The sequence below is a fragment of the Variovorax boronicumulans NBRC 103145 genome (assembly GCF_001591345.1).
Taxonomy (GTDB): Bacteria; Pseudomonadota; Gammaproteobacteria; order Burkholderiales; family Burkholderiaceae_C; genus Variovorax; species Variovorax boronicumulans.
Genome location: NZ_BCUS01000020.1, coordinates 14564 through 28409, shown reverse-complemented (window position 1 = coordinate 28409; position 13846 = coordinate 14564). Strand labels below are relative to the sequence as shown.

The window sequence follows — 13846 nt, the reverse complement described above, 5'->3', positions numbered from 1 at the left end:
GTAGGGCGGCAGTGCCACAATTTGGGCATGTCCTCGCTCCCTCGCGTTTCCATCCAGACGGCCGACTTCGATGCCGGTGCCGAGATCGCCGCCCTGCGCGCGGCCGACGCGCGCGTCGGCGCCGTCTGCAGCTTCATCGGCACCGTGCGCGACCGCAACGACGGCAGCACCATCGCCTCGATGGAGCTGGAGCACTACCCCGGCATGACCGAGAAGGCCATCGAGGCCATGATCGACGAAGCCCACCGGCGCTTCGACATCCTGGGCGCGCGCGTCATCCACCGCGTGGGGCTGCTGCAGCCGCTGGACCAGATCATGATGGTGGCGGTGGTGTCCGCCCACCGCGGCCAGAGCTTCCAGGCCTGCGAGTTCCTGATGGACTACCTGAAGACGCAGGCCCCGTTCTGGAAGAAGGAGCAGACGCCCGAGGGCGCGCGCTGGGTCGATGCCCGCGTGACCGACGACGAGGCGCTGGCGCGCTGGGGCATCGCCGCCTCGAACAGCGCCACCTGAGCAGCGCGGTCGAGACTTACGGTGCGATCAGCGCCGAGGTCGCCAGCGCCTTGGCTTCCGCGTCGCAATCCTGAGCGGGCACCGCACCCGCCGCGCGTGCCTTCGCAATCTCCGAGCGGGCACCCGCCATCTGCGCCTGGAACACCGGATTCGTGTGCAGCTTCGCCACCGTCGCCGCGCCGACCAGCCGGCCGTTCTCGATGTCGCTCTGCCAGTGCACGCCGCAGATCGCGCGGCTCTGCGAGAAGGCCCGGCCGCGCTGCAGCAGCGCATCGGCGCGTTCGGGGGCGAGCTCCGTCAGCACCAGCGCCCAGGCCCAGCCCACGGCCGAATGGCCCGAAGGGTACGAGCCGTCCTTGGCCAGCGAGGCTTCTTCGGCGGGCGTGCAGCTGCCGGTCTTGAACGCCACGAAGGGGCGCGTGCGGTTGTAGGTGTTCTTGGCCTTGTAGGTGGCCGTGCCGGCGTCGGCCAGCGTGCGGCGCAGCAGCATGTTCAGGTTCGGCGTGGCTTGCTCGGAGATCGGCATGCCCAGCGCGCACGAGAACACCTCGGCGGCCTTCGGGAACTTGAGGTTGGCGTCCTGCACTGCGAGCGCGCCGCGCGGCGTGCCCTGCAGGGCCGTGAGCGCGCGGAAGGTGGCGCCGTCGGCGGCCAGCGCGGCCGAGCCCTCGGCCGGGGGCGCCGGCAGCAGGGCGAGGCTGTCGGGCAACTCGGCGGCGGGCAGGTAGCCCTTGAGGTAGCCCGAGCCGGGGCGCAATTCGCCGACTTCGGCGGGGGAGATCGGTGCGGTGCTGCCGCAGGCGCCGAGCAGCAGCGCGGCCGCCAGCGAGGCGGCGAGGGTCGTGAATCGCATGAGGGATGTGTCTCCGGCTTTGTTGTTGGAAGGCGAGGGCCCATCGTAGAGGGCCCCGCCCGGCCGGAAGATCACTCATGTGACGGCCGTCTCAGGCCGCGCAGCTCAGGGCTTGAAGCCGCTCGCCTGGATGATCTTTTCCCAGGTCTGTGTGTAGGTGCGCACGCGGCCCGCGAACTGGCCCTGGGGCTCGTAGCCGACCGTCAGGCCCATCGTGGTGAGCTTCTGCTTCACGTCGGGCATGGCCAGCACCTTCTGCAGCGCGTCGCCGTACTTGTCGATGATCGGCTGCGGCGTGCCCACTGGCGCGAAGATGCCGTAGTAGGGCAGGTCTTCCAGGTTCGCAAAGCCCAGCTCGGTGAAGGTCGGCACGTTCGGCAGCAGTGCCTGGCGCTTGGCGCCGATGGAGGCCACGATGCGCACCTTGCCCGCGCGGTGGTTCTCGATGAAGTCCGGCACCGAGGCGATGCCCGCCGTGATCTGGTTGCCCAGCATGTCGGCCGTCATGGGCGCGCTGCCGCGGTAGGGCGCGGGCTGCACGTCGATCTTGTACTTGTCCGAGATCATCTTCACCAGGAACTCGGGGATCGACGCGGGCGCCGGCACGCCGATGGTCTCCTTGCCGCCCTTTTGCGTGCGGATCCACTTCACGTACTCGTCGATGCTCTTGGCCGGCGTGCCGCCCGACACCGCCAGCACGTTGGCGAAGGTGGCAAAGCCGGCCACGGGCACGAAGTCGGTCGCGGGGTTGAAGCCCGGGTTCTTCACCACTTGCGGCAGGATCGAGATGGAGTGGTCATGCGAAAGGAACAGCGTGTGGCCGTCGGCCGGCGCGGCCTTCAGCGCCTGCGCCGCGATCTGGCCGCCCGCGCCCGCGCGGTTCTCGACCACCACGGGCACGCCCAGCACGTCCTTGAGCTTTTCGCCCAGGGTGCGGGCAATGGCGTCGGTGCCCGCGCCGGCGGGAAAGCCCACCAGGATGCGCACCGGCGTGCCGCTCTGGGCCTGCGCCAGGCCGGCCATGCCCATGGCCGCTGCCAGGAGACCCACGCTGAACGCGCGGCGCATCGGTTGGACGCGCTGCATTGAAAAAACCATGATCGACTCCATTCGAAGAAAGAGAGAAATGCCTACGGCGGGACGGTGCGGGGCCCGGTGCAATACCCGTGCCCAGGGTGCAAATCCGATTCGCAACCTTGAATCGTGCCCGAACAGCCCTATTTTGGATGCAGGAATACCACCATGCGACAAGACAAACTCACCACCAAATTTCAGGAAGCACTGAGCGACGCCCAGACGCTGGCGCTCGGCAACGACAACGCCTACATCGAACCGGCCCACCTGCTGGTCGCGATGTTGCGCCAGGACGATGGCCCGCGTGCCCTGCTGGAGCGTGCCGGCGTCAATGTGCCCGGGCTGCTGCAGGCCGCCGAGGGCGCCATCAAGAAACTGCCCCAGGTGCAGGGCCACGACATCGTGCAGGTCGGCCCCGAGCTGGGCAAGCTGCTGCAGGCGACCGAGAAGGAAGCCATCAAGCGCAATGACCAGTTCATTGCGGGCGAACTCTTTCTGCTCGCCGTGGCCGACAGCAAGGCCGACATCGGCAAGATCGCCAAGGACAACGGCCTGAGCCGCAAGTCGCTCGAGGCCGCCATCGAGGCCGTGCGCGGCGGGCAGGGCGTGAACAGCGCCGACGCCGAAGGCCAGCGCGAAGCCCTCAAGAAATACTGCCTGGACCTCACCGAGCGCGCCCGCCTGGGCAAGCTCGACCCGGTCATCGGCCGCGACGAGGAAATCCGCCGCGCCATCCAGGTGTTGCAACGCCGCACCAAGAACAACCCCGTGCTCATCGGCGAACCCGGCGTGGGCAAGACCGCCATCGTCGAAGGCCTGGCCCAGCGCATCGTCGCGGGCGAAGTGCCCGAGTCGCTCAAGGGCAAACGCGTGCTGTCGCTCGACATGGCCGCGCTGCTGGCCGGTGCCAAGTTCCGCGGCGAGTTTGAAGAGCGCCTGAAGACCGTGCTCAACGAACTCGCGAAGGACGAAGGCCAGACCATCGTCTTCATCGACGAGCTGCACACCATGGTTGGCGCCGGCAAGGCCGAAGGCGCGATGGACGCGGGCAACATGCTCAAGCCCGCGCTCGCGCGCGGCGAGCTGCACTGCGTGGGCGCCACCACGCTCGACGAATACCGCAAGTACATCGAGAAGGACGCCGCGCTGGAGCGCCGCTTCCAGAAGATCATCGTGGGCGAGCCCAGCGTCGAGGCCACCATCGCCATCCTGCGCGGCCTGCAGGAAAAGTACGAAGTGCACCACGGCGTGCAGATCACCGACCCGGCCATCGTGGCCGCGGCCGAATTGAGTGACCGCTACATCACCGACCGCTTCCTGCCCGACAAGGCCATCGACCTCATCGACGAGGCCGCGGCCAAGATCAAGATCGAGATGGACTCCAAGCCCGAGGTCATGGACCGCCTGGACCGCCGCCTCATCCAGCTGCAGATCGAGCGTGAAGCCGTGCGCCGCGAGAAGGACGAAGCCTCGCAGAAGCGCTTCGGCCTCATCGAGGACGAGATCACCAAGCTGCAAAAGGAAATCGCCGACTACGACGAGATCTGGCAGGCCGAGAAGGCCCAGGCCCAGGGCAGCGCGCACGTGCGCGAAGACATCGACAAGATCAAGTTCCAGATCGAAGAGTGGAAGCGCAAGGGCGACTTCAACAAGGTCGCCGAGCTGCAATACGGCCAGCTGCCGGCGCTCGAGAAGCGCCTGAAGGAAGCCGAAGAGAGCGAGGCGAGCAAGGGCAAGTCCAGCGCGCCCACGCTGCTGCGCACGCAGGTCGGTTCGGAAGAAATCGCCGAGGTCGTGGCGCGCGCCACCGGCATCCCGGTCGCCAAGCTCATGCAGGGCGAGCGCGACAAGCTGCTCGTCATGGAAGACAAGCTGCACGAGCGCGTGGTCGGCCAGGACGAGGCCATCGGTGCGGTCGCCAACGCGATCCGCCGCTCGCGCTCGGGCCTGAGCGATCCGAACCGCCCCACGGGCTCGTTCCTGTTCCTCGGCCCCACGGGCGTGGGCAAGACCGAGCTGTGCAAGGCGCTCGCGGGCTTCCTGTTCGACAGCGAAGACCACCTGATCCGCATCGACATGAGCGAGTTCATGGAGAAGCATTCGGTCGCCCGCCTCATCGGCGCGCCACCGGGCTACGTGGGCTATGAAGAGGGCGGTTACCTCACGGAAGCTGTACGCCGCAAGCCCTACAGCGTGGTGCTGCTCGACGAGGTCGAGAAGGCGCACCCCGACGTGTTCAACGTGCTGCTGCAGGTGCTCGATGATGGTCGCCTCACGGACGGCCAGGGCCGCACCGTGGACTTCAAGAACACCGTCATCGTGATGACCAGCAACATCGGTTCGCCGATCATCCAGTCGATGGTGGGCCAGCCGAGCGAAGAGATCAAAGAGGCGGTGTGGGACGAGCTGAAGAACTACTTCCGCCCCGAGTTCCTGAACCGCATCGACGAGACCGTCGTGTTCCACGCGCTCGACGCGAAGAACATCGAATCGATCGCCGCGATCCAGCTCAAGGTGCTGCAGGCGCGTCTGGCGAAGATGGACCTGGGTCTGCTGGTGTCGCCTGCGGCGCTGGCCGAGATCGCCAAGGTCGGCTTCGACCCGGTGTTCGGTGCCCGTCCGCTCAAGCGCGCCATCCAGCAGCGCATCGAGAACCCGCTCTCGAAGCTGTTGCTGGACGGCAGCTTCGGGCCGAAGGACACGATCGAGGTCGAAACCGACCCGATCCAGTCGCCGGGCCAGTTCTCGTTCCGCAAGGGCGGGGAACCAACGGCGGCTGCATCGGCCTAAAGTCGGATGATGAACTTCATTCTTCGCGTCATTCTTCTGCTTCTGGGGCTGGTCTTCGCGGCCAGCCTGGCCGTGGCGGCCCTGCTGCTGGCGGCGGTGTGGGGTGTGCGCTACGCCTGGGGGCGTCTCACGGGCAAGCCCGTGACGCCCTGGGTCATGCGTTTCAACCCGCGCTCGGGCTTCGACCGATTTCGCCATGCGGCACAACAGCCGGCCGAACCCACGGCGGCCGACGTGGTCAGCGCCCGTGCGCGCGGCGAGTCGGTGCGCAGCCCGGTCGTGCTGGGCCCGGCCGACGATGTGACCGATGTGCGGGCCCGGCCCGTGCGCGGCGACTGAGCCTTTTTCTTCCCGATCAGGCGCTGTACAGCGCCTCGATCTCGTTGGCGTAGGCCTTGTAGATGCTGGAGCGCCGCACCTTCATGGTTGCGGTGACTTCACCGTCGTCATGGTCCAACTCTTTGGTGAGCAGATGAAAACGTCTGATCTGCGACACCTGCGCCAGCTTCCCGTTGCCGCGCGCCACTTCGGCCTCGATCAGCGCGCGCACCTTGGGTTCTTCCACCAGCGAGCGGAAATGCGTGAAGGGCAGGCGCTGCGCCTCGGCCCATTTGCCGACGGTCTCGTAGTCGATCTGCAGCAGCGCGCCGACGAACTTGCGGCCGTCCGCCACCACGATGCATTCCTTGATGAAGGGGCTGCCCTTCATGGTGTTCTCGATTTCCGAGGGCGTGAGGTTCTTGCCGCCGGCGGTGATCATGATGTCCTTCAGCCGGTCGACGATGCGCAGCTGTCCGCAGGCTTCCTCGCGCACCACGTCGCCCGTGTGCAGCCAGCCATCGCGGATCGATGAGGCCGTGGCCTCGGGGTTCTTGTAGTAGCCCTCGAACACCATGTCGCCGCGCACCAGCAGCTCGCCGGCTTCGCCCACGCGGTGCTCGGTGCCCAGCGTCGGCGGGCCGACGGTGCCGATGGTCACGGCGTCCGCGCGGTGGCCCGAGACCATGCCGGTCGATTCGGTCAACCCGTACACCTCGACCAGCGGCACGCCCAGCGTGCGAAAGAAGCGCACCACGTCCGCGGGAATCGGCGCCGCGCCCGTGAGCGCGATGCGCGCGCGGCGCAGGCCGATGAAGTTCTGCAGCGCGCGCAGCACGGTCCAGTAGGCGAGGGCGAAGCGGCCGCGCTCGGCCAGCGTCCAGGCACTGCGCGGCTTCTCGGCCAGCGGCGCGCAGGCCTCGATGGCCTTGCGGAACAGAGCGCGCTGCAATCTGCCGGTTTCCTGCATCTTGATGCTGATGCCCGCGTGCAGCTTTTCCCAGATGCGCGGCACGCCGAGGAACATGGTGGGCGCCACCTCGCGCAGGTCTTCCTGCACGGTGCGGATCGATTCGCCGAAGTTGACCTGCGAGCCCAGGTACAGCGGCACGAAGGCCGTGAGCATCTGCTCGGCCACGTGGCACAGCGGCAGGTACGACAGGTGCGTGGTGCCGCCGTCGAGCCCGAGCCGCTCGACGATGCCGGGCACGACACCGCGGATGTTGCGGTACGAAATCATCGCGCCCTTGGGCTTGCCCGTGGAGCCCGAGGTGTAGATCATCAAGCCGATGTCGGCGAGCGTCTGGCGCTGCAGCGCGGCGTCGATGAGCGCGGTGCCGTCGCGTGCCAGCACCTCGGCGCCGGCCTGTTCCACTTCGGCAAAGGTCGCGATGCGCTCGCGCACGTCGGGCGGGTAGCTCGCGAGGCCCTTGGTCTCGATCACGACGATCTTGCGCAGGCGCGGCAATTGGTCGAGCGCGTCGAGCACCTTGTCGGTCTGTTCCTGGTCTTCGCAGACGATCACCTCGATGTCCGCATGGCCGACCACGTAGGCCACCTCGTTGCTCGGGCTGGTGGGGTACACGCCCACGGTCACGGCGCCGATGAGCCCCGCGCCCATCTGCGCGAGCAGCCACTCGACGCGGTTCTCGGAGATCACGCCCAGGTGCCCGCCGGGTGCGAGGCCCATCGCGTGCAGGCCCAGGCCGAAGCGGCTGGCGCGCTGAAGGTAGCCGGCCCAGTCCAGCGGATGCCAGATGCCGAAGTCCTTCTGCCGGATCGCGATGCGCTGCGGCTGCAGGCGTGCCTGCTCGCGCAGCATCTGCGGCAGCGTGAGCGAAGGGAGCGGGTTCGTCGTCGGGGTCGTCATGACAGCCAGCGCTTGCGGCGCTTGTAGTGCTTCAGCTCGCGGAAGCTGCGCGATTCGCCGCTGCCGCCCACGCCCAGGTAGAACTCGCGCACGTCGGGGTCGGCCGCGAGGCGCTCGGCGCTGCCGTCGATCACGACCTTGCCGCTTTCCATGATGTAGCCCGTGTGGGCGATGGCCAGTGCCACGCTGGCGTTCTGCTCCACCAGCAACATCGAGGTGCCGCGCTCGGCGTTGATGCGCGCGATGATCGTGAAGATGTCCTCGACCAGCTTGGGCGAGAGGCCCAGCGAAGGCTCGTCGAGCAGGATCAGCTGGGGCTGCGCCACCAGTGCACGCCCGATGGCGAGCATCTGCTGCTCGCCGCCCGAAAGATAGCCCGCGAGGCCCTTGCGGCGCTCGTGCAGGCGAGGGAAGTAGGCGTAGACGTCGTCGAAGTTGCGCGACGTGGGCGCGACGCCTGTACGCCCGGTCAGCGCGTAGGTCGCAGCGACCAGGTTCTCTTCGACCGTGAGGTCTTCGAACACGCGCCGGCCTTCCATCACATGGCTCAGGCCGCGCCGCACCAGCTGCTGCGGCGCGAGCCGCTCGGTGGGCGCGCCGTCGAACACGATGCGCCCGCCCTCGACCTCGCCGTCTTCCAGCGCGAGCAGGCCCGACACCGCCTTCAGCGTGGTCGATTTGCCCGCGCCGTTGCTGCCCAGCAGCGCCACGATCTGTCCGCGCGGCACGGCCAGCGACAGGCCGCGCAGCACCTGCACGACCTTGTTGTAGACCACCTCGATGTTGTTGACCTCCAAGACGAGGTCAGTCGGTGCCGCGCGCGCGTCCATCGTGTCGATCTGTCAGTTCAGTGCGATCCAGTCCGACGCCGGCACCATCTTCTGCGCCTTCATGTCGGCCTTGTAGACGCGGCCCACGGGAATCGAATTGCCCTTGATGGTGATCGGCGTGCCGATGATCCCGCCGGTGTCGAAGTCCTTGATGGTGTTGAGCGCGGCCTTCAGGTTCTTGCCGTCCAGCGGCTTGCCGGCATCGAGCGTGCGCTTGGCGGCCTCGGTGAACAGCATCGCCGTGAGGAAGCCCTGCGTGTAGGCCGTGCTCTGGTACTCGGGGCGCAGCGCGCGGATCTTGTCGAGCATCGGCGCCTTGGCCGAGGTGTCGTAGTAGTAGCGGTAGGGCATGACACCCATGAAGCCGTCACCGCCTTCGCCCATCTTCATGACGGTGGAGCTGTCCATGGTCCAGAAGGTGCCCATCCACTTGCTGGTCATGCCCATCTGCTTGCCCTGCTGCACGAACTCGGGAATGGGCGCCAGGATGTAGCCGTGGAAGATCGTGTAGTCGGGCGCGGCGCGGCGCAGCTTGATGACCTCGGTCGACACGTCGACGCTGCCCGCGGGCGTCATGAGCTTTACGGGCACGCTGAGGCCCAGCTTCTTCGCGGCGGCTTCGCTGGCCTCGATCGGGTCGCGGCCGAACTCGGAGTCGGAGTACACGAAGGCCACCTTCGCGCCCGGCTTTTCCTTGGCGATGTGGCGCAGCAGGATGCCGATCTGCTCGGTGTAGTCGGGGCCCACCAGGAACTGGTTCGGGTACTTGGCCGGGTCGTTCAGCTCGGTGGCGAACGAGGCGCCCGCCATCAGGATCTGGCCGCCGCGGTCCAGCTCGGGGTTGATGGTCTTGGAGAAACCGGTGGAGTCGCCGTAGTAGAGGTTGACCTTGTTCTGGCTCGTGATCTTCTTGAAGGCCGCCACCGAGACGTCGACCTTGTAGCCCGTGTCTTCCGGCACGTAGCGCAGCTTGCGGCCCTTGATGCCGCCCGCGTCGTTGACCATCTTCACGTAGTCGGCAATGCCGGCATTGATGCCAACGCCCGCGAAGGCGAACACGCCGGTCATGGGGATCGAGCCGCCGATGACGATGTCCTCGTTGCCTTGCGCATTCGCCGCGAACGGCACGGTGGCGGCCAGGCCCGCGGCGATCAGCAGGGCGCGGCGCTGGGGGGAAAGCTTCTTCGTTGTCTTGGGCATGTGTGTCTCCTGGTTCTAGTTACGAAACGGCCATAGATGGAAAAAGCGGCGCAGGCGCCGCCACACTTCTGCGAGCCCGTGCGGCTCGAACACCAGAAATCCGACGATCAGCAGGCCGAAGACGACGGTGCGCACCGGCGAGAGGAACACGGTCATCTCGACGCCGCCCGGCAGCAGGTCGACCACCAGCTTGAGCAGCTCGGGCACCATGGTCATGAACACGGCGCCGAAGATGCCGCCCAGGATCGTGCCCATGCCGCCGACGATGATGGCGGCCAGGAAGAAGATCGACATCAAGAGCGGAAAGCTCTCGGGCGTGACCACGCGGAAGAAATAGGCCCACAGCCCCCCCGCCACGCCCGCGTAGAACGACGACAGCCCGAACGACAGCAGCTTGTAGCGCAAGAGCGGAATGCCCAGCACCTCGGCCGAGATGTCACGGTCGCGGATGGCGATGAAGGCGCGCCCCACGCGCGTGCGAAACAGGTTGGCCGCGCCGAGCACCATCAGCACCATCAGGGGCACGATCACCCAGTACAGGCGAAACGACGTGTCCAGCGGCAGGCCGAAGAGCTGCGCGGGCGGCAGCGAGATGCCGGTGGTGCCGCCCGTGAGCTTGAGGTTGGCGAACAGGAAGTGCGTGATGAACGAGGCGGCGATGGTCGCGATGGCCAGGTACAGGCCCTTCACGCGCAGCGACGGGATGCCGACGACCAGCCCGCCGAGCATGGCGACCACGCCGCCCGCGAGGATGTTCAGCAGGAAGGGCGTGCCCAGCCGCGTCTGCATGATCGCGACGGTGTACGCGCCCAGGCCCATGAACGCGGCCTGCCCCAGGCTCACGAGGCCCGTGTAGCCGGTGAGGATGTTCAGCCCCGTGGCGCTCGCGACGTTGATGGCGACAAGGCATGCGAGGTACAGCCAGTAGTCGCTGGCCATGAAGGGGAACAGCACGAGCAGCGCCGTGCCGATCGCGAGCCACACCTTCTGCGTGCGCGAATCGAACAGCGCCGCGTCGGCGGTGTAGCTTTGCTTGAGGGTGCCGATGCGCATGGCTAGAGTCTCTCGATCTCGTGCGTGCCGAAGAGCCCGTACGGCCGCACCATCAGCACGAACACCAGCACGATGAAGGTGGCGAGCAGCTTGTATTCGCCGCCCAGGTAGGAGCCCGCCAGCGCTTCGATCAGCCCGATGAGCACGCCGCCGACGAGTGCGCCCAGCACGCTGTCGAGCCCGCCGACGATCACCACCACCAGCACCGACAGCCCGAACACGCCCATCGACGACGAGATGCCGCCGATGGCGCCGACGATGATGCCGGCCACCGCCGCGATCATGGCCGAGGCCACCCAGGCGAGCGAGAACACGCGCGGCACGTGGATGCCCATCGAGTAGGCAGCGGCCTGGTCGGAGGCCGTGGCCCGCAGCGCCACGCCGCCGCGCCAGAAGCGGAACAGCAGCAGCACCAGCCCGATCAGCACCACCGCGATCAGCGCACCGTAGGCGATCTTCGGCGCCAGGAAGGCCTCGCCGATCATCACAGGCGTGTTGGGCAGGAACTCGGGCAGGCGGCGCTGGTCGGCGGTCCAGATGATCTCGACCAGCCCGACGAGGATCGACGCCAGCCCCACCGTCACCATGAACACCGAGATCGGCGGCTCGCCCAGCAGCGGGCGGATCATGGTGCGCTCGATCACCGCGCCCAGCAGGCCGGTGCCGATCACCGAGCCCAGCACCGCCATCCAGATCGGCAGCGAGAAGCTCGCGGCGAAGGTGAAGAACAGGTACGCGCCGACCATCAGCATCTCGCCGATGGCGATGTTGACCACGCGCGTCGCCTTGTAGACCAGCACGAAGGCCAGCGCCGCCAGCGCGTACAGGCCGCCGCCGGCGATGCCGGTGAGCGCGATCTCGAAGAGGTAGGCCCAATCCATCAGGCGGCTCCCACGGCAGCTTCGCCGCGCAGCCGGCGACGCAGCTCGCCCACGTCGCCCGCGCCGAGGTAGGCGCGGATCACTTCCGGGTCGGCCTGCACCTGCGCGGGCGTGCCTTGCGCGATGACCTGGCCGAAGTTGAGCACCACCACGTGGTCCGACAGGTCCATCACCATACCCATGTCGTGCTCCACCATCAGCACCGTGATGCCCCACTCGCGCCGCACGTCGAGGATGAAGCGCGCCATGTCTTCGGTCTCCTCGCGGTTCATGCCGGCCACGGGCTCGTCGAGCATGAGCACCTTGGGCTGCATGGCCAGCGCGCGCGCCATTTCCACGCGCTTCTGCAGGCCGTAGGGCAGGGCGGCGACGGAGGCGTGGCGGATGTGGTCGATCTCGAGGAAATCGATGATGCGTTCTTCGACGTCGCGGCGCAGCTCGGCCTCTTCGCGGCGCGCGCGGCCCAGGTAGAAGAGGGCGTCGAACACGTTGGTCTTCAGGTGGGTGTGGCGGCCGAGCTTGATGTTGTCGAGCACGGTCATGCCGCGGAACAGCGCGATGTTCTGGAAGCTGCGCGCCAGCCCGAGCGCGGCGCGTTTCGGGGCGGGCAGGCGGGTGATGTCGGCGCCCTCGAACAGCACGCGGCCCTGCGAGGGCTTGTAGAAGCCCGAGATGGTGTTGAACAGCGAGGTCTTGCCCGCGCCGTTGGGCCCGATCACTGCGGTGATGGAGCCGGGCGCCACGCTGAAGCCGACGTTGGTCAAGGCCTTCACCCCGCCGAATGCCAGCGTCAACGCCTCGGCCTGCAGCACCGGGGCCGGGGCGGAAGGTGCGGACATGGAGGTATCCCGTCGAGTCTCGTCAGGCATGGCTAAGGGGCGCGCCGCAAGGTCAGGGTTTGTGTCCAGCAGCGAAATGCTACTGGCCCGTAAAATTCCTACTGGCCGGTAATGTCCGTGTTCGCCGCAGTTCGCGGCATCGGGACTTTCCCCGCCCGCACAAACCCCATGCCCCGTTCCTCCGCCGTTCCAGCTTCAGCGCCAACCTCTCCGTGGGCGCCTGCCGACCGCCGTGCGCAGCAGCGCGAGGTCAAGCGCATGGCCGTGTTGCGCACGGCCGCCCAGCTCTTCAACGAGCGCGGCTTCCACGCGACCTCGCTCGACGACATTGCCGAGCGGCTCAACGTGAGCAAGCCCACGCTGTACTACTACATCGAGAACAAGGACCAGATCCTGCTCGAGTGCGTGAAGATGGCGCTGGACCTCATGCAGACCGGCATCGGCGAGGTGCGCGCCGCGGGCGGCAGTGCCATCGACCAGCTGAAGGCCTGCATGCGCATCTACTCGGGCGTGGTCACGCAGGACTTCGGCATGTGCGTGATCCGCATCGGCGAAGACCCGCTGCCCGATCCGCTCAAGAAAGAGTTGCGCCGCCTCAAGGCCGGCATCGACGGGCATTTCCGCCGCCTCATCGAAGAGGGCGTGGCCGAAGGCGCGCTCGCGCCCTGCGACCCGAAGATGGCGGCCTTCATGCTGGCCGGCGCGCTGAGCTGGATCGGCCGCTGGTACCGCCCCGACGGCGACCTCACGCCCGACCAGATCGCCGACCAGGGCATCGAGCTGCTGCTCAACGGCGTGCTGCAGCGCGCCCCTACCCAGGTGAACCCATGACGACCCAAGAGACTTCTTCTTCCGCACCCCTGCTGGTGGGCCGCGAAGGCGCGGTGGCCACGCTGCGCTTCAACCGGCCGGCCGCGCTCAATGCCATCGACGTGCCGATGGCCACCGCCTTCCTCGCCGCCGCGCGTTCTTTGGCTGCCGACAGGAGCGTGCGCGCCGTGCTGCTGAGCGGCGCGGGCAAGGGCTTCATGGCCGGCGGCGACCTCGGCGTGCTGAGCGCCGACCCGAAGCAGGGCGCGGCCGACCTCATCGGCCCGCTGCACGAGGCGCTGACCGTGCTCGACGCCATGGACGCGCCGCTGGTCGCGCAGGTGCACGGCGTGGCGGCCGGTGCGGGGCTGAGCCTGATGCTGCAGGCCGACTTCGTGCTCGCGGCCGAGGGCACGCGCTTCAACCTGGCCTACGTGAACGTCGGCACCAGCTGCGACGTCGGCGCGTCGTGGGCGCTGCCGCGCCTGGTCGGCATGCGCCGCGCGCTGGAGATCGCGATGCTCGGCGACACCTATGACACCGCTGCCGCCGAGCGCCTGGGCCTCATCAACCGCGTGGTGCCCGCGGCCGAGCTCGAAGCCGAGGCCATGGCCCTCGCGCAGCGGCTGGCCAAGGGCCCGACCGTGGCGCTGGGCCACCTGCGCCGGCTGATGCGCGGCTCGCTCGACCGCGACCTCGCGAGCCAGCTCGACGCCGAGTCGGCCGCGTTCCAGTCGTGCGCGGCCACTGCCGATTTCCGCATCGGCCTCGATGCCTTTTTCGGCAAGAAGCCCGCGGCCTTCACGGGCCGCTGA

At 67.8% G+C, this 13846-nt stretch carries 13 protein-coding genes; 5 read left to right on the top strand and 8 right to left on the bottom strand.

What is annotated here, in order from left to right:
• Positions 1-27 precede the first annotated feature (27 nt).
• Entirely contained in the window at positions 28-513 is a 486-nt protein-coding gene (locus VBO01S_RS08420; RefSeq protein ID WP_062472978.1) for a molybdenum cofactor biosynthesis protein MoaE, read from the top strand.
• Between the two features lie 16 nt (positions 514-529).
• On the opposite strand, the gene VBO01S_RS08415 is transcribed toward VBO01S_RS08420, so the two are convergent.
• Both VBO01S_RS08415 and VBO01S_RS08410 read right to left on the bottom strand, forming a co-directional pair.
• Entirely contained in the window at positions 530-1366 is an 837-nt protein-coding gene (locus tag VBO01S_RS08415; protein ID WP_062472977.1) for an acid phosphatase, read from the bottom strand.
• A 105-nt stretch (positions 1367-1471) separates the two neighbouring features.
• Positions 1472-2452 (bottom strand): Bug family tripartite tricarboxylate transporter substrate binding protein, encoded by a 981-nt coding sequence (locus tag VBO01S_RS08410; RefSeq protein WP_169805034.1) that lies wholly within the window; start codon positions 2450-2452, stop codon positions 1472-1474.
• 156 nt (positions 2453-2608) lie between these two features.
• Here VBO01S_RS08410 and clpB point away from each other — a divergent pair, with 156 nt between their 5' ends.
• Entirely contained in the window at positions 2609-5230 is a 2622-nt protein-coding gene (gene clpB / locus VBO01S_RS08405; protein ID WP_062472975.1) for an ATP-dependent chaperone ClpB, read from the top strand.
• A gap of 9 nt (positions 5231-5239) precedes the next feature.
• On the top strand, positions 5240-5569 hold the full coding sequence (locus VBO01S_RS08400; protein ID WP_223301262.1) for a hypothetical protein: 330 nt from the start codon (positions 5240-5242) through the stop codon (positions 5567-5569).
• A 16-nt stretch (positions 5570-5585) separates the two neighbouring features.
• Here VBO01S_RS08400 and VBO01S_RS08395 read toward each other — a convergent pair whose 3' ends face one another.
• From VBO01S_RS08395 to VBO01S_RS08370, 6 genes are read right to left on the bottom strand one after another with little or no spacing between them, the layout of a single operon-like run.
• Positions 5586-7418 (bottom strand): AMP-dependent synthetase/ligase, encoded by a 1833-nt coding sequence (locus VBO01S_RS08395; protein ID WP_062472971.1) that lies wholly within the window; start codon positions 7416-7418, stop codon positions 5586-5588.
• A complete protein-coding gene (locus tag VBO01S_RS08390; protein ID WP_062472969.1) occupies positions 7415-8248 on the bottom strand; it encodes an ABC transporter ATP-binding protein in 834 nt (277 codons plus the stop codon). The genes VBO01S_RS08395 and VBO01S_RS08390 overlap by 4 nt, the downstream gene beginning before the upstream one ends.
• Before the next feature lie 12 nt (positions 8249-8260).
• The gene (locus tag VBO01S_RS08385) at positions 8261-9448 is read right to left on the bottom strand and encodes an ABC transporter substrate-binding protein (RefSeq protein WP_062472967.1); all 1188 of its coding nucleotides are present in this window, start codon (positions 9446-9448) and stop codon (positions 8261-8263) included.
• A gap of 15 nt (positions 9449-9463) precedes the next feature.
• Positions 9464-10501, bottom strand: coding sequence for a branched-chain amino acid ABC transporter permease (locus VBO01S_RS08380; RefSeq protein ID WP_062472965.1), 1038 nt, complete (start codon positions 10499-10501; stop codon positions 9464-9466).
• A 2-nt stretch (positions 10502-10503) separates the two neighbouring features.
• A complete protein-coding gene (locus tag VBO01S_RS08375) occupies positions 10504-11382 on the bottom strand; it encodes a branched-chain amino acid ABC transporter permease (protein WP_062472963.1) in 879 nt (292 codons plus the stop codon).
• Positions 11382-12221 (bottom strand): ABC transporter ATP-binding protein, encoded by an 840-nt coding sequence (locus VBO01S_RS08370; protein ID WP_157627311.1) that lies wholly within the window; start codon positions 12219-12221, stop codon positions 11382-11384. Before VBO01S_RS08370 ends, VBO01S_RS08375 begins: the two co-directional genes overlap by 1 nt.
• Before the next feature lie 168 nt (positions 12222-12389).
• Between VBO01S_RS08370 and VBO01S_RS08365 the strand changes: the two genes are divergently transcribed.
• Both VBO01S_RS08365 and VBO01S_RS08360 read left to right on the top strand, forming a co-directional pair.
• On the top strand, positions 12390-13052 hold the full coding sequence (locus tag VBO01S_RS08365; RefSeq protein ID WP_255221081.1) for a TetR/AcrR family transcriptional regulator: 663 nt from the start codon (positions 12390-12392) through the stop codon (positions 13050-13052).
• Positions 13049-13846, top strand: a complete 798-nt coding sequence (locus tag VBO01S_RS08360) for an enoyl-CoA hydratase/isomerase family protein (RefSeq protein WP_062472957.1) — start codon at positions 13049-13051, stop codon at positions 13844-13846. Before VBO01S_RS08365 ends, VBO01S_RS08360 begins: the two co-directional genes overlap by 4 nt.